This window comes from Pseudoxanthomonas sp. (assembly GCF_002863005.1).
Classification (GTDB): Bacteria; Pseudomonadota; Gammaproteobacteria; order Xanthomonadales; family Xanthomonadaceae; genus Pseudoxanthomonas_A.
This window is the reverse complement of record NZ_PKDG01000025.1, coordinates 121,619-136,859: the sequence shown is the minus strand read 5'-3', so window position 1 is coordinate 136,859 and position 15,241 is coordinate 121,619. Positions and strand designations below refer to the sequence as shown.

Annotated in this window: 17 protein-coding genes; 7 read left to right on the top strand and 10 right to left on the bottom strand. The window is 67.1% G+C overall.

The window, feature by feature from the left end:
- Window positions 1–218: 218 nt before the first annotated feature.
- Complete coding sequence (locus CYU89_RS12540; protein WP_296281411.1) at window positions 219–866, top strand: SGNH/GDSL hydrolase family protein; 648 nt, start codon at window positions 219–221, stop codon at window positions 864–866.
- A 359-nt stretch (window positions 867–1,225) separates the two neighbouring features.
- Here the strand turns inward: CYU89_RS12540 and CYU89_RS12535 are convergent, their stop codons facing one another.
- Window positions 1,226–2,053, bottom strand: a complete 828-nt coding sequence (locus CYU89_RS12535) for a polysaccharide deacetylase family protein (protein ID WP_296281410.1) — start codon at window positions 2,051–2,053, stop codon at window positions 1,226–1,228.
- A 49-nt stretch (window positions 2,054–2,102) separates the two neighbouring features.
- On the opposite strand from CYU89_RS12535, the gene grxD reads away from it, so the two are divergent.
- Window positions 2,103–3,032, top strand: coding sequence for a Grx4 family monothiol glutaredoxin (gene grxD / locus CYU89_RS12530; protein WP_296281409.1), 930 nt, complete (start codon window positions 2,103–2,105; stop codon window positions 3,030–3,032).
- 144 nt (window positions 3,033–3,176) lie between these two features.
- Here the strand turns inward: grxD and CYU89_RS12525 are convergent, their stop codons facing one another.
- The 5 genes from CYU89_RS12525 to CYU89_RS12505 are packed head-to-tail and all read right to left on the bottom strand — an operon-like array spanning window position 3,177 to window position 5,686.
- Window positions 3,177–3,716 (bottom strand): DUF924 family protein, encoded by a 540-nt coding sequence (locus CYU89_RS12525; RefSeq protein ID WP_296281408.1) that lies wholly within the window; start codon window positions 3,714–3,716, stop codon window positions 3,177–3,179.
- Entirely contained in the window at window positions 3,713–3,973 is a 261-nt protein-coding gene (locus CYU89_RS12520; protein ID WP_296281407.1) for a hypothetical protein, read from the bottom strand. Before CYU89_RS12520 ends, CYU89_RS12525 begins: the two co-directional genes overlap by 4 nt.
- Before the next feature lie 29 nt (window positions 3,974–4,002).
- Window positions 4,003–4,374, bottom strand: coding sequence for a VOC family protein (locus CYU89_RS12515; protein ID WP_296281406.1), 372 nt, complete (start codon window positions 4,372–4,374; stop codon window positions 4,003–4,005).
- A gap of 57 nt (window positions 4,375–4,431) precedes the next feature.
- A complete protein-coding gene (locus tag CYU89_RS12510; protein ID WP_296281405.1) occupies window positions 4,432–4,905 on the bottom strand; it encodes a hypothetical protein in 474 nt (157 codons plus the stop codon).
- 4 nt (window positions 4,906–4,909) lie between these two features.
- Entirely contained in the window at window positions 4,910–5,686 is a 777-nt protein-coding gene (locus CYU89_RS12505; protein ID WP_296281404.1) for an AMP nucleosidase, read from the bottom strand.
- A gap of 113 nt (window positions 5,687–5,799) precedes the next feature.
- Here CYU89_RS12505 and CYU89_RS12500 point away from each other — a divergent pair, with 113 nt between their 5' ends.
- On the top strand, window positions 5,800–7,221 hold the full coding sequence (locus tag CYU89_RS12500) for an amidohydrolase (protein WP_296281403.1): 1,422 nt from the start codon (window positions 5,800–5,802) through the stop codon (window positions 7,219–7,221).
- 119 nt (window positions 7,222–7,340) lie between these two features.
- On the top strand, window positions 7,341–8,594 hold the full coding sequence (locus tag CYU89_RS12495) for an amidohydrolase family protein (RefSeq protein WP_296281402.1): 1,254 nt from the start codon (window positions 7,341–7,343) through the stop codon (window positions 8,592–8,594).
- Between the two features lie 16 nt (window positions 8,595–8,610).
- On the opposite strand, the gene CYU89_RS12490 is transcribed toward CYU89_RS12495, so the two are convergent.
- Window positions 8,611–10,287, bottom strand: a complete 1,677-nt coding sequence (locus tag CYU89_RS12490; protein ID WP_296281401.1) for a diguanylate cyclase — start codon at window positions 10,285–10,287, stop codon at window positions 8,611–8,613.
- A gap of 262 nt (window positions 10,288–10,549) precedes the next feature.
- Between CYU89_RS12490 and CYU89_RS12485 the strand changes: the two genes are divergently transcribed.
- The 3 genes from CYU89_RS12485 to CYU89_RS12475 are packed head-to-tail and all read left to right on the top strand — an operon-like array spanning window position 10,550 to window position 12,572.
- A complete protein-coding gene (locus CYU89_RS12485; RefSeq protein ID WP_296281400.1) occupies window positions 10,550–11,497 on the top strand; it encodes a DegV family protein in 948 nt (315 codons plus the stop codon).
- Between the two features lie 56 nt (window positions 11,498–11,553).
- Window positions 11,554–11,898, top strand: a complete 345-nt coding sequence (locus CYU89_RS12480; protein WP_296281399.1) for a hypothetical protein — start codon at window positions 11,554–11,556, stop codon at window positions 11,896–11,898.
- Entirely contained in the window at window positions 11,898–12,572 is a 675-nt protein-coding gene (locus CYU89_RS12475) for an ATP-binding protein (RefSeq protein ID WP_296281398.1), read from the top strand. The genes CYU89_RS12480 and CYU89_RS12475 overlap by 1 nt, the downstream gene beginning before the upstream one ends.
- A 315-nt stretch (window positions 12,573–12,887) precedes the next feature.
- Here CYU89_RS12475 and fghA read toward each other — a convergent pair whose 3' ends face one another.
- Genes fghA through CYU89_RS12460 form a run of 3 tightly spaced genes read right to left on the bottom strand, consistent with a single transcriptional unit; the run spans window position 12,888 to window position 15,184 of the window.
- The gene (fghA, locus tag CYU89_RS12470; RefSeq protein WP_296281419.1) at window positions 12,888–13,718 is read right to left on the bottom strand and encodes an S-formylglutathione hydrolase; all 831 of its coding nucleotides are present in this window, start codon (window positions 13,716–13,718) and stop codon (window positions 12,888–12,890) included.
- 7 nt (window positions 13,719–13,725) lie between these two features.
- Window positions 13,726–14,067, bottom strand: a complete 342-nt coding sequence (locus tag CYU89_RS12465; RefSeq protein ID WP_296281397.1) for a DUF3658 domain-containing protein — start codon at window positions 14,065–14,067, stop codon at window positions 13,726–13,728.
- Between the two features lie 7 nt (window positions 14,068–14,074).
- Window positions 14,075–15,184 carry an S-(hydroxymethyl)glutathione dehydrogenase/class III alcohol dehydrogenase gene (locus tag CYU89_RS12460; RefSeq protein WP_296281396.1) on the bottom strand — a complete coding sequence of 370 codons (1,110 nt, stop codon included), beginning with the start codon at window positions 15,182–15,184 and terminating at the stop codon, window positions 14,075–14,077.
- Window positions 15,185–15,241: the final 57 nt, after the last annotated feature.

Here is a 15,241-nt window from a genome sequence, read left to right as displayed (position 1 = left end):
GGAAGCGGCCACGATGCGCGAAGTCTTCGCCCGCATCGACCGCGCCCTGTCGCGCCGCGCCGAGGCCGCCACCAAGGTGGTGCCGATCAAGGGCAAGTCGCGGCCGGCGGCGGCGTAAGCCCCAGTGCCGTTGTGAGGCTGTTGTGGGAGCGACGTGAGTCGCGAACGAATCTCCTCGTCGTCCATCGCGACTCACGTCGCTCCCACAGGCAGGTTCCATGACGACCATCGCCACTCCCCACACCAGCGCCCTCACCACCGAGCTGCGTTACCTCGCGCTCGGCGATTCCTACACGATCGGCGAAGCCGTGGATGAGGCAGGCCGCTGGCCGATGCAGCTGGCGCGCCTGCTGCGCATGGAAGGCGTGCTGGTCGGCGACCCGCGCATCATCGCCACCACGGGCTGGACCACCGACGAACTGGATGCCGCGATCACCGCCGCCGAGCCGCTCGGCGAACACGACTTCGTCAGCCTGCTGATCGGAGTGAACAACCAGTACCGGGGCCGCGGCGTGGAGGAATACCGCACCCAATTCGCCGCCCTGCTGTGGCGCGCGATCGGCTTCGCCCGCAATCGTCCGGAACGCGTGCTGGTGCTGTCGATCCCCGACTGGGGTGTCACCCCGTTCGCCACGCAATCCGGCCGCGATGTCGCGCAGATCGCGCGCGAACTGGATGCCTACAACCTCGCCGCGCGCGAGGTCTGCGCGCAACGCGGCGTCGCCTTCGTCGACATCACCCCGGTCAGCCGCGCGCGCGGCGCCGAACCGGCGATGCTCGCCGCCGACGGCCTGCATCCGTCCGCTGCCATGTATACCGAATGGACGCGGCTCGCGTTCCCGATCGCACATCATTCGCTCGTGTAGCGTGCGCCATGCGCACGACGCGTGGTGATTGCTCCACGCGCAGCTCTGAAAGATCCCTGCTTCGTGCGCGCGGCGCACGCTACATTCGCGTCGCGTTTGAGCCCCCTCTCCCACCGGGAGAGGGGTTGGGGTGAGGGTTGGCGGAGTGGTGATGGGTCGGCGGCACGCAGACCCTCATCCGGCGCTGCGCGCCACCTTCTCCCGGAGGGAGAAGGGTTTAGGGACCGCAGGCTGCGCGATCGCCCACGTAGCGTGCGCCATGCGCACGGCGCGGGGATCCATCGCTAACGCATAGACTTTCACCGTGCCATGACCGCCGCGCGTGAACCCGTCATCGCGGGTCGTGCGCACCGCGCACGCTACGCGGCCGCGATGTCCGTCATGGGTACCGGATCCGGTTCCGGCAACACGGTGCGATAGCCATGCGCGTCCAGCCAAGCCAGCAGCTGCGCCAGGATGGCCACGTTGTGGCCGTGCGCGGCGCCTTCATGCAGCAGCACGATGGCGCCCGGATGGATGTCGCGGGTGATCCGCGCCAGCACCTGGTCGGGTCGGCAGTTCACACCGTCGAAGCCGCGTGCACTCCATGCCACCCGCGCCAGGCCATGCCGCTTCAGCGCCAGGCCGACGAAGGGGTTGGTCATGCCCACCACGCTGCGGTACCAGCGCGGCGTGTGGCCGGTGATCGCGGTCAGGATGGATTGGTTGCGGCCGATCTCGTCTTCCAGCGCGCCCGGCCCCAGCCGCCAGAAGCGCGTATCCGGATGCGTGGCACTGTGGTTGCCGATGCCGTGCCCACGATCGCGGATGCCCTGGACCACTGCAGGGTGCGCCGCGGCGCGCTCGCCGACGAGGAAGAAGGTCGCCTGCGCGCGGTGACGGTCCAGCAGGTCGAGGATGGCAGGGGTGTCGGCCGAGGGACCATCGTCGATGGTCAGCCAGACCACGCGCTCGGCGGTGGGCAGGCGTGACAGCGCGGGACAGAAGAGCGTGGCACGCGGGTACAGCGTGGACCACACCACCGACAGATGGGTCGCCATCATCGCAGGCAGGCCGATCGTCCAGCCGTAGCGCCACCACAGCCAGGCCACGCCCACTTGCGACAGCGCCAGCAGGCCCAATATCAGTCCGGGACGGCGCGGCGGACGATGCAGTGTTCCTGTCGTGCTCATGCCCCATGATGCCACGGGGCGTAAAATCCCCGCTTCCACGCCCTCCTGCCTTCCGGTATCCGACATGTCCCTCGACCCCGCCTTGCGCTCGCGCATCGAATCCCTCCTGCAGTCCAACCGCGTGGTCCTCTTCATGAAGGGCCAGCCGACCATGCCGCAGTGCGGCTTCTCGGCCAAGGCGGTGGGCGCGCTGTCGGCGCTGGGCGTGGACTACGCCCACGTCAACGTGCTGGCCGACCAGGAGATCCGCGAAGGCATCAAGGCCTACGGCGACTGGCCGACCATCCCGCAGCTCTACATCGACGGCGAACTGGTCGGCGGCAGCGACATCATCGAGCAGATGACCAACTCCGGCGAACTGGCCTCGCTGCTCGGCCTGCAGGCCCCGGACCGTACGCCGCCGGCGATCACCATCACCCCGGCCGCCGCCGAGATGCTGCAGAACGCCGTGGCCGACGCCGGCGCGGGCGCTTCGCTGGCCCTGTCGATCAACGCGCAGTTCCAGCCGAATTTCCAGCTGGCCCAATTCGACGCCAACGCCATCGCCAGCGAATCCAACGGCGTGCGCGTGCAGTTCGACCTTGCCAGCGCGCGCCGCGCCGACGGCATCACCATCGACTGGGTGGACGACATCCGCGGCAAGGGCCTGGCCATCGACAACCCGAACGCGCCCAAGCCGGTGCAGGCGCTGTCGCCGATGGACGCCGATGCGAAGGTCCGCGCCAGCGAAGTACTGCTGGTCGACGTGCGTCCGGCCGATGAACGCGCCATCGCCTCGGTGAAGCTGCCGTTCAAGACCTTCGACGCCAACGGCCGTGCCGAGCTGGAAGCGCTGCCGAAGGACACGGCCCTCGCCTTCCTGTGCCGCAGCGGCGGCCGCAGCCAGCAGGCCGCGGAAGAGTTCCGCACGCTCGGCTTCTCGAACGTCTACAACATCACCGGTGGCATCAACGCCTGGGCCGACGATGTGGATGGCACGATCAGCAAATACTGATCCGCGCTCGCGGCAACCATGAAAAGGCGGGCCTCGGCCCGCCTTTTCTGTTTCCAAAGCCGTGGGAGCGACGTCAGTCGCGACCGAATACCTGTGCTTTCCCATCGCGACTGACGTCGCTCCCACAGATGCATGTCCAGACCGCTAACCGTGGAAGCCGCCACTGGCAAGGTAGTCGCGCTCTTCCTGCGTCGACACGCGCCCCATCGCCTCGTTGCGATGCGGGAAGCGCCCGAAACGTGCGATGAGGTCGTAATGCAGCTGGGCGTACTTCACGTACTCCTCATTGCCGACCGCACGGAACAGGTCCAGCGAACGCTGCTGGTCGTCCAGCGCCTCGGAATGCTCGTACGGCATGTAGAAGAAGATCTTCAGCGCCGGATCGACCTGCGCATCAAAACCGGCTTCGATGGCGCGCTCGGCGTAATGCCGCGCCAAACCGTCGGTCGCGTAGGAGTGCGCGCTCTCGCGGAAGCAGTTGCGTGGAAACTGGTCCAGCAACAGGATCAACGCCAGCGCGCCCTCGGCATCACCCATCCAGCCTTCCAGCTCGCGTCGCGCCGCGCGGAAGTGCACTCCGCGAAAGCGCTGGTCGAACTCGGCATCGAAGGCGTCGTCGTTGGCGAACCACTTTTCGCGGCCGGCGTTCTTCCAGAAGGTGATGATGTCGTTGGATTCGTTCATGGCGTTGTCTCCGGCTCGTATGAAGTATCAGGCTGCGGCGCCCTGCGTGCTCGGCCAGCAAACCAGAGAATGAAGCTACCGACCACCAGCAACGGAACACCGTAAACAAGGCCAACGTAGACCGCCGCCATCTGGGCGGTGCCTTCGAAGTCCTCCGGCGAGCGACCGAAGAACAGGATGGCGCACAGGGCGGAGACAAGCAGCGCCGCCGACACAGTCATCAATCCGATGACGCGCAGGGCGATGACCAGCCTCATGCGCCACCTCGGCGCGTCGCTGGACACGTTCATCGATCCGGAATGACATGCCCGATGCGCCACAGCACACCGGTCGGATCGATCAGGGTGAAGTCGCGGAGCCCCCAGGGCCGGTCATCTGCGGCGCTGAGGCGAACGGAGAACCGCTCGACAACACCCGACGCTTCGACGTTCCGGTGCCAGTCGTCCGCGCTCTCGACCAGCAGGTGCATCACGAAATTCTCCGCGTGCTCGCGCAGGTAGAACTGCGACAGCAGGAACGACGTCCTGCCATGCTGGACATAGGCCAGGTCGTCCGACTCCATCGATGCCTTGAAACCCAGCGCCTCGTAGAACGCGATGGACTCAGCCAGATCACGTGCGGGAACGAAGGCCTTCATTTCGATCGTTTCAAGGTTCATGCGGTCTGTCCTGAAGAGGCGCCCTCGAGGGAACCAAACGGCGGGTCAAGTGCGATCCTAGCCCGGCGTCCGCATCAACTCGCTCCATGACTGGCTCGCAGGAACAAGCCAGTACTGCTCGCATGTCCAGCTCCGGTTGTCCCAGCACACATGGATGGCGGGATGCTCGCAGCGGGACGCCCCCATCGCGGGGGTAACCATGTACTCACGTGATTCACCCGCGTCCAGACGCGCATCATGCGTCAGCACGACAGCGTTGTCGCCAAAATCGAGGTCAGGCCGCGGGACGCGCCGGGTAGTCGCATCCTGTTGCCAAACCAGGTCGTTGGTCCGTATCAACACCCTTCTGCGGGAATGATTGGTGACGACCACTGTTCCGCTTCCGGCCACTGCATCGACCTTGATCGCACTTACCTCGATGTCGGGTGGCATCCTGTCGTCGTGTCGTATCGATACACAGCCTGCCAGCACCATGCTGCCGGCAAGCAGCATTGTTTGCAGAGCCGACGGCCTGCACACCAGCGTGGCCATCCCGTTATTCGTCAAACCGAAGATGCCGAACCGACTTCCCGTTCCGCCGGATCAGCTTCAACGCCTCGATCCCCACGGTGATGTGGTTCTCCACGAACGACGAGCTGACCTTCGCGTCGCTGGCCTCGGTCTTCACACCTTCCGGGATCATCGGCTGGTCGCTGACGAGCAGCAATGCGCCCACGGGAATGCGGTTGGCGAAGCCGGCGGCGAAGACGGTGGCGGTCTCCATGTCGATGGCCATGCAGCGCATCGCGCGCAGGCGCTCCTTGAACGCCGTGTCGTGTTCCCACACACGGCGGTTGGTGGTGTAGACGGTGCCGGTCCAGTAGTCGTGGCCCAGGTCGCGGATCATCGTCGACACTGCGCGCTGCAGGGCGAACGCGGGCAGCGCCGGCACTTCCGGCAGCAGGTAGTCGTTGCTGGTGCCTTCGCCGCGGATGGCCGCGATGGGCAGCACCAGGTCGCCCAGCTGGTTCTTGCGCTTCAGGCCGCCGCACTTGCCGAGGAACAGCACCGCCTTGGGCATGATGGCCGACAACAGGTCCATCATCGTCGCGGCGTTGGGGCTGCCCATGCCGAAGTTGATCATGGTGATGCCGTCGGCGGTTGCGCTGGCCATCGGACGGTCCAGGCCGACGATGGGAGCACCGGTCAACTGCGAAAACACATTGAGGTAGCCGCCGAAATTGGTCAGCAGCACATGCTCGCCGAACTGGTCCAGCGGCACGCCGGTGTAGCGCGGCAACCAGTTGTCGACGATCTCGCTCTTGTCCTTCATGGAAACCTCTTTTTCTTGTTGTTGTGGCGCGATTCTGGCACGACTGCGACACACGCACTTGGCAAGGCGCGGCGCGGCCGGTTAGGTTTCGGGTCTCATCCGGGGGATACACGATGCGAATGACCTTGTTGGCCGGGCTGGTCCTGGCTGCGCTGGGCGCCGGCGCGCACGCCGCCACGCCCGCGTCCCGCTTCACGCAGGACCCTTACCCCAGTACCTACCGTGCCCTCGCGTCCGGGCCGGTGCTGTTGGCCAACGCCACCGTGCTGACCGGCACCGGCGAGCGCCTGGACGGCGCCGACGTGCTGCTGGCCGACGGCAAGGTGGCGGCGGTGGGCCGCGGCCTCTCCGTGCCCGAAGGCGCCACGCGCGTTGACGCGACCGGCAAGTGGGTAACTCCGGGACTGATCGATGTGCACTCGCACCTGGGCGTGTATCCCAGTCCGGGGGTGAAGGCGCACAGCGACGGCAACGAGGCGACCGCGCCGGTGACCGCGAACGTGTGGGCCGAGCATTCGATCTGGGCACAGGACCCGGGGTTCCACACCGCCCTGGCCGGCGGCATCACCTCGCTGCAGATCCTGCCCGGCTCAGCCAACCTGGTCGGGGGCCGCGGCGTGACGCTGAAGAACGTGCCGTCCACCAGCTACCAGGGCATGAAATTCCCGGGTGCCCCGTGGGGTCTGAAGATGGCCTGCGGCGAGAACCCCAAGCGCGTCTATGGCGGCAAGGCCGGCCCGTCCACGCGCATGGGCAACGTGGCCGGCTATCGCGCCGCGTTCATCGACGCCAGTGAATACCTGAAGAAGAATGCGCCCAAGCCGCAGCAGCCCAAGAAGAAACGCTGGTGGGAGCGCGCCAGCGGCGGCGACGGCACCGACAGCGGTGGCGATGCCGGCGGCAAGCGCGACCTGAAGCTGGACACGCTGGCCGGCGCGATCAACGGCGAGATCCTGGTGCACATCCACTGCTACCGCGCCGACGAGATGACCACGATGCTCGACCTGGCGAAGGAATTCGGCTTCAAGGTCGCTGCCTTCCATCATGGCGTGGAGGCGTACAAGATCGCCGACCGGCTGGCGCAGGAGAACGTCTGCGGCGCGCTGTGGGCCGACTGGTGGGGCTTCAAGATGGAGGCCTTCGACGGCATCCAGGAGAACATCGCACTCGTCGATCGCCCGGCGAACGGTTGCGCGATCGTGCATTCGGATTCGGACGAAGGCATCCAGCGCCTCAACCAGGAAGCGGCGAAGGTGATGGCGAACGCGCGCCGTGCCGGCATGGGCGATATCGCGCCAGAGCGTGCGATCCGCTGGGTCACCAGCAACGCGGCGAAGTCGCTGGGCATCGCCGAGCGCACCGGCACGCTGGAGACCGGCAAGATGGCCGACGTGGTGGTGTGGAGCCAGAATCCCTTCAGCGTGTACGCGAAAGCCGAGCAGGTCTACATCGACGGCGCCCGCATCTACGACCGCAACGACCGCAGCCGGCAACCGGTGTCCGACTTCATGCTGGGCCAGGAGGTGCTGCCATGAAGCGCATCAACGATCTCTCCTCCCGTCATTCCGGCGCAGGCCGGGACCCAGCGACGTTCGATGGGCTCCGCGACACTTGCAGCAAGAGACACTGGGTCCCGGCCTTCGCCGGGATGACGGTGAAATCGCTTGTCGTCGCGATAGCGCTGGCGTCCACGTCCTTCGCAGCTCTCGCCCAGGATGTCCTCATCCGCAACGCCACCGTGCATACCGCCGGTGCGCAGGGCACGCTGAAGAACGCGGACGTGCTGGTCCGCAACGGCGTGGTACAGGCAGTCGGCAGCGGGCTTGCGACGCCGGCCGCCGCGACGGTGGTGGAGGCGAACGGCCGGCCGCTGACGCCGGCGTTGTTCGGCGGCATCACCGAGATCGGTGTGGAGGAAGTGTCGGGAGAATCGGCGACTGCGGATTCTGCGGTGACGCTGGAAGACCAGCCGATGCGTCCCGAGTTCGACGTCACGCTGGCGTACAACCCGGCATCGGTGGTGATTCCGGTGGCGCGCGTGGAAGGCATCGGCTTCACCCTGCTGGGCGCATCGACCGGTGGCTCGTTCATCGCAGGCCAGGGCGGCGTGATGCGGCTGGATGGCAGCGCGGACCCGGTCGGCCCGCGTGCGTTGTTCATCCGGCTGGGCGGAGGCGGCGCCGCCGACCTGAGCGGCAAGTCGCGCGCGGCGCAGTGGATGCTGCTCGACCAGATGGTGGCCGAGGCGCGCGGCCGCGTGCCGGTGGATTCGCCGCACGCGCTGCTCACGCCCGCCGGCCGCGCGACGCTGGCGCGTTACCTCGCCGGCAACGGCCGCATCGTGGTGCAGGTGAACCGCGCGGCGGATATCCGCCAGCTGTTGCGCTGGGCGCAGCGCGAGAACGTGCGCCTGGCCATCGCGGGCGGTGCCGAAGCGTGGAAGCTGGCGCAGCCGCTGGCGCAGGCGAAGGTGCCGGTGTTCGTGGATGCACTGGCCGACCTGCCGGCGGACTTCGACCAGATCGGTGCATCGCTGGAGAATGCAGCGCGACTGTCGGCAGCGGGCGTCGAGGTGGGGTTCTCCCAGGTGGGCGAATCCCATAACGCGCGCAAGAACCGCCAGCTCGCGGGCAACGCGGTGGCCAATGGGTTGCCGTGGGAAGAGGGCCTGGCGGGCCTGACGCGCGTACCGGCGGAAAGCTTCGGGGTGGGCGACCGCCTGGGCAGCATCGCACCCGGCAAGCTGGCGGACCTGGTGCTGTGGAGCGGCGATCCGCTGGATGTGTCGAGCACGGCGTCCCAGGTATGGCTGGGCGGACGCGCGATGCCGATGCGGTCGCGCCAGACCGACCTGCGCGACCGTTACCTGCAGCAACCGGGTCCGCTGCCGCGCGCCTACGCGAAATAGCGCGCCGCGGGCGAGCTCACTCCACGCGGGCGCCTTCGGGTGCCCGCGTGCCGTGTGCGGGCAGGCCCACGGCGCGTTCGTCCATCACCTGGTCGCCGCCGGCCCGCTTCGCGACATACATGGCGTGATCGGCACGGGCGATCAGCGATGCCACGGTATCGCCATCGCGGGCCTGCGCGACGCCCAGGCTCGCCGTAAGCGCGACGTCGACGCCTTCCACCGTGGCGCAGTCGTGGCGGATGCGCGTCGCGACCTGTTCGCCGATGCGCGTCGCGGCCTGCAGGCCTGCGCCCGACAGCACCAGCACGAACTCCTCGCCGCCGAGTCGACCGAGCTGGTCGCCGTACTGGAACTGTTCGCTGACCGCACGCGCCACGGCACGCAGGCACGCGTCGCCCAGCGCATGGCCGTGGCGGTCGTTGACCTGCTTGAAATGGTCCAGGTCGATGAAGAGCAGCGATACGGGGATCTGTTCGCGCTGCCGCGCGATCAGCGCCCAGTCGAGACGGTGCTCGATGGCGCCCCGGTTGAGCACGCCGGTCAGGCCGTCGCGCTCGGCGTGCGCCTTGGCGCTGTCGCGCTCACGGCGGACGGTCAGCATGCGGTGCGCCAGGCCCAGGCCCAGCGCCACCGCGGTGAATGCCAGCCACCAGGGAATGCCGTATTCCAGCCACGGCCCCGCGCGCTCGCCGGCGCTGAAGCGCAGGGCCCGCACCATGGTGAACGCGAGCAACGGCAACCACGACAGCAGCACGATGCTCGCATGGCGCTCGCCCCGCCACCATGCCACCAGCAGCGTGGCGAGCGTGACCAAATTGGTCAGCAGGAACAGGGCATTGGCCACGTTCGGGAACCAGCGGTCGTCGGCCGGCCACGGCGACGCGAGCAGCACCAGCGTCAGCGTGCAGCCGTACACGCCGACCAGCCGCATCAGCCAGGCCAGCCGCGGTGCCGCGCGCCGCAGGTTGGCGTAGTCCTGCCACAGGTACACCATCAGGATGGTGGCGAGCGTACCGATGGTCCAGATGCCCTGCGCACCGAAATGGCGCAGCAGCGACAGGCCCGGCCAGGCATAGGCTTCGCCATACGAACACAACACGTACAGCAATTGCAGCAGCATGGCGCCGGCATAGAGCAGGTAGACGCGCTCGCGCAGCACCAGCCAGAACAGCAGCACCGCCAGCGCGACGCCCAGGGTCATGCCGACCGCCGGCAGCAGCAGGCGCACGTGCCAGAGATCGGCGGCGGCGTAGTCGGAGCGGGCCTCGACCGCCACCTGCATCGGATAACGCGCGCCTTCCACCGTCACCTCGACCGGGCCTTCACGCGCCAGCGGGAACACCAGCGCGCGCCGGCTGTACTCCGGATCGAGCCCGGGCTGGAAGAGGTCCTGCGTGCGGGGCGCCGCATCGCCCGGTGCGCGCACCGTCACGCGCGCGTTGTAGGGGTGGTAGATCACCAGCAGCGGCTCGGCGATGCCGTCGCGCGGATATACGCGCCAGTGTCCGTTGCCGATCACGCGCACGGAAGCATCGCCGCTGTCGAAGCGACGTTCCGAAAACAATCCGGCGCGCTGTCCGGCCTGCTGCTCCAGCGTGGATGGCTGGAGGCGATCGATGCGCGCGATGTTCTCCCCGTGCGCGCCCACCGGCAGCAGGGCGAGCAGCAGCAGTAACCACCCCTGCTGAGTCATGTTGCCCCTTCCCTACGTGCCGAGTGTCGGGCGGGGCCTGACCCGGGACAAGCCCATCTCGCGTGTTTATGTGACTTTGATCACACTCTTTGTGCGTCGAGGGCCTCGCCATGAACCTGACGCGGCACCCGTTTTCCCGCGCCCCTCACCTCACAAAAAGGTGACACACCGCACACTTCATGCGTTTATCCGGCGACTTGCCCGCCGTTCTCCGCTAGTTTTCCGGAGATAAGTACAAATGCGACGATGCCGGGAGGGGCTAATGCGCATTGGGATAGTCGTCGATTCGGCGTGCGACCTGCCGCTGGAGTATCTGGAACAACACAACATCGTGATCCTGCCGATCACGGTGCGCATCGGCGAAGCCGTGCTCGCCGACCATCGCGACGAGCAGGCCACGCTGAGCTTCCTGCACGCGCACGTGGCCGAGCGCGGCCATGAAGCCGAGACCACGCCGTTCACGGTCAACCAGATCCGCGACCTGTTCTTGGGCCGGCTGGTGATCGACTACGACCACGTCTTCTGCATGACGATCACCAAGACACGGTCGCCGATCCACGAGAACGCGATGCAGGCCAGCTTCGCCATCCTCAACGACTACAAGCCGGTGCGGCAGGCCGCGGGCCACAATTCGCCGTTCGCGCTGCGCGTGATCGACACCCAGAACCTGTTCGCCGCCCAGGGCATCACTGCCGTCGAAGCCGTGCGCATGCGCGACGCCGGCGCCAGCGTGCAGCAGATCCGCGTGCGCCTGGAGGAACTGGCCAACCACACGCACGGTTACATGATCCCGCGCGACCTGTACTACCTGCGCAACCGCGCGCGCACCAAGGGCGACCGCAGCGTGGGCCTGCTCAGCGCGGCGCTGGGCAGCGCGCTGGACATCAAGCCGGTGCTGTACGGCCATGCCGGCAACACCGAGCCGGTCGCCAAGATCAAGGGCTTCGAGAATGCGGTCGAACAGATGTTCAAGTTCACCGGCAACCGCGTCATGGCCGGCCTGATGACGCCTACCGTATGCCTGAGCTACGGCGGCGAGCTGTCCGAACTGCGCGCGCTGCCGGGCTACCAGCGCCTGCGCGACATCTGCGAGAACAACAAGGTCGAGGTGTTCGAAAGCGTCATGAGCCTCACCGGCATGGTCAACGTGGGCAAGGGCGCCGTCGTCGCCGCCTTCGCCGCGCCGCCGGCGCCGTTCAAAGTCGCGTAACGGCCGGCTAACGCGCCGTGGATAACGCTATGCCCCACGTTTCTACCGGGGGTGCCATGGCCGTTCGTTACTACATCAGCCTGCCCGATCCCGGCCGCGCACGCGGCGGCGATCCGGCTTTCAGTTTCGATGCGCACGGTGCGGACGAATTCGCCGCGCAACTGCAGCACGCGCTGCGTACCAGCAGCCTGTTCGAGCGCTGGCGCGCGCGCCAGGAAGAACCCGATGAAGTCGATCCCGGCCTGGGCGTGGTCGACGACGGCGCGACCGTCCGTGGCCAACAGGACGACCTGAGCATCCTGCTGGTCGCCACCTCGTCCATTCCCGGACAGGTGCTGAAGCACCGCCTGCGCCTGTTGGCGGGAAGCGCCTGGGAGTTGCGCGACGTGTCCGCGGCCTGATGGCCGAACGCCTCCCGATACTGCTCGCCTGGAGTGGCGGCAAGGATGCAGCCTGGACCCTGCACGTCCTGCGCCAGCGCGATGACGTGGACGTCGTCGGGCTGCTGACCACGCTGACGGACCATGACCAGCGAGTCTCCATGCAAGGGATCCGTCGCACCGTCCTGCACGCGCAGGCGCGGGCGAGCGGCCTGCCGCTGATCGAAGCGATGATTCCCGCGCGGTGCACGAACGAAGACTACGCACGCGCGATGGCCGCTGCGCTGGCGGACGCTTCGCAACGCTGGCCCGGCCTGCGAACGATGGCGTTCGGCGACCTGTTCCTGGACGACGTCCGCGCGTACCGCGTGCAGAGCCTGGGCAAGATCGGCTGGGACGTGCTGACGCCGCTGTTCGGGGCGGATACGGCAGCGCTGGCACGCGAGATGATCGGTGGCGGCCTGCGCGCCGACCTGTGCTGCGTGGACACGCAGCAACTGGATGCACGCTTCGCCGGCCATGCCTTCGACCGTGCATTGCTTGACGCGCTGCCGACCGGCATCGATCCCTGCGGGGAGAACGGCGAATTCCACACCTGCGTCTCGGCCGGTCCGATGTTCGACGCGCCGCTCCTCCTGGCCCAGGGCGATACCGAACTGCGCGACGGGCGCTTCGCCTTCACCGATTACACGTAGCGTGCGCCGTGCCAACGTGGCGCGTTGGTGGATCCCCACGGTCGTGCGCACGGCGCACGCTACGCGCATCGTAGGGCCTTGGCCCACCATCATCGCAGGCACGCCAAAGACCTCGACGGCGGGCTTGAGCCCGCCTACGCGCACGAGGCGTTTCGGGTGGCGCGCGCTCTGCTCACCGATGACGTAGCGTGCGCCGCGCGCACGTGGGCGCAGTGTCGGATCATTGCGGTCGTGCTACGCATTGTAGGGTGGGCCTTGGCTCACCGTCGCCATCACGGGCGCGCCAATGGCCTCGACGGCGGGCTTGAGTCCGCCCTACGCGTCGAGCGCCTTTGCGTGGTAGGCGATGTGCTCGCCGATGAAGCTGGCGATGAAGTAATAGCTGTGGTCGTAGCCGGGTTGCAGGCGCAGCGTCAGCGGATGGCCTGCGGCGTCGGCGGCGGCCTGCAGCAGCTCGGGCTTCAACTGGACATTCAGGAATTCGTCCGCATCGCCTTGGTCGACCAGCAGCGGCAAGCGTTCGGAGGCATCGCGGATCAGTGCGACGGCATCGTAGTGCTTCCACGCATCGCGGTCGCTGCCGAGATAGGCGCCGAACGCCTTTTCGCCCCACGGTACCTGCGACGGCGCGACGATCGGCGAGAATGCGGACACGCTGCGGTAGCGGCCGGGATTCTTCAGTGCGACGGTCAACGCACCGTGCCCGCCCATCGAGTGTCCGCTGATCGCGCGCGCATCGGTGGCCGGGAAATTCGCTTCGATGAGCGCTGGCACCTCGTGGACCACGTAGTCGTACATGCGGTAGTGCGCTGCCCACGGGGCCTGCGTGGCATTGACGTAGAAGCCAGCGCCCTTGCCGAGGTCATAGCCGTCGGCATCGGCGACGTCGTCGCCCCGTGGACTGGTATCCGGCGCGACCAGGATCACGCCGTGCTCGGCGGCGTAGCGCTGCGCACCGGCCTTGGTGATGAAGTTCTGCTCGGTGCAGGTCAGGCCGGACAGCCAGTACAGCACCGGCAGCTTCTGCGTTCCCGCCTGCGGGGGCAGGTAGACGGCGAAGCGCATCGTGCAACCGAGGGTGCGGGATGCGTGTTCGTAGACGTCCTGCCAGCCGCCAAAGCAGGCGCGGTGCTCAATGCGCTGGATCGTCATGTCAGGCCACGTCCTTTGCGGGTGCGAGACGGATCTCGAAGGTCTTCAATGCAAGCGCATCGCCTTTCGTCTCGATGCGCGATGCCTCGGCGAGTGCGCGGATCCTGGATGCGTAGAACATCTCCGGCAGATCCTCGTACTCGTCCGGAGCCGCGATCATGACGCCTGCGGTGATGAACCCCGCTTTCTTCCAGTCCCGACCCAGCGACGAAAGGATCGCCCGGTCGATGTTCTGCAGGTCGTGCTCGCCGAGGCGCGCGATCGCATCGCGCGCATCATGATCGAAGGAGTCGTCCATCGTCGCGTCCGGCATGGCGTCCAGGGTCGTCTTCTGCAAGGACATCGTCATCTCAGTAGTGCACCACGCTGCGGATGGACTTGCCCTCATGCATCAGGTCGAAGGCCTCGTTGATCCCGTCCAGCGGCATGGTGTGGGTCACGAACGGCGCGAGTTCGATATCGCCCTTCATCGCGTCCTCGACCATGCCCGGCAGCTGCGAGCGACCCTTCACGCCGCCGAACGCGGTGCCCATCCATTTCCGTCCCGTCACCAGCTGGAACGGACGCGTACTGATCTCCTGCCCCGCGCCGGCCACGCCGATGATGACGCTCTGGCCCCAGCCACGGTGCGCGCATTCCAGCGCTGCGCGCATGACGTTCACGTTGCCGATGCACTCGAAGGAATGATCCACGCCCCATCCGGTCATCTCGACGATGACCTGCTGGATCGGCTTGTCGGAATCCTTCGGATTGACGCAGTCGGTGGCACCGAACTGTTTTGCCATCTCGAACTTCGACGGATTGGTGTCGATGGCGATGATGCGGCCGGCCTTGGCCTGGCGCGCGCCCTGGATCACGGCGAGGCCGATGCCGCCCAGGCCGAACACGGCCACCGAATCGCCTTCCTGCACCTTGGCCGTGTTGTGCACGGCGCCGATGCCGGTGGTGACGCCACAGCCGAGCAGGCAGACGTGCTCCGGGTTCGCGTCGGGATTGATCTTGGCCAGCGAAACCTCGGCGACGACCGTGTACTCGCTGAAGGTCGAGCAGCCCATGTAGTGGTACAGCGGCTGGCCTTCATAGGAAAAACGCGAGGTGCCGTCCGGCATCACGCCCTTGCCCTGCGTCGCGCGCACCGACGTGCACAGGTTGGTCTTGCCGCTCTTGCAGAACAGGCACTCGCCGCACTCGGCGGTGTAGAGCGGGATGACGTGGTCGCCCGGCTTGACGCTGGTGACGCCTTCGCCGACCTCGACCACGATGCCGGCACCTTCATGGCCCAGCACGACGGGAAACAGTCCCTCCGGATCCTCGCCCGACAGCGTGAACGCATCGGTGTGGCAGACGCCGGTGTGGGTGATCTTCACCAGCACTTCGCCCTTCTGCGGCGGGGCGACGTCGATCTCGACGATCTTCAGCGGTTCGCCTGCGGCGAAGGCGACGGCGGCACGGGATTTCATGGTCAGTCTCCTGCGAGAGGGGGGATTTTTTACAGGAGCGGGCCATGCCCGCGATGC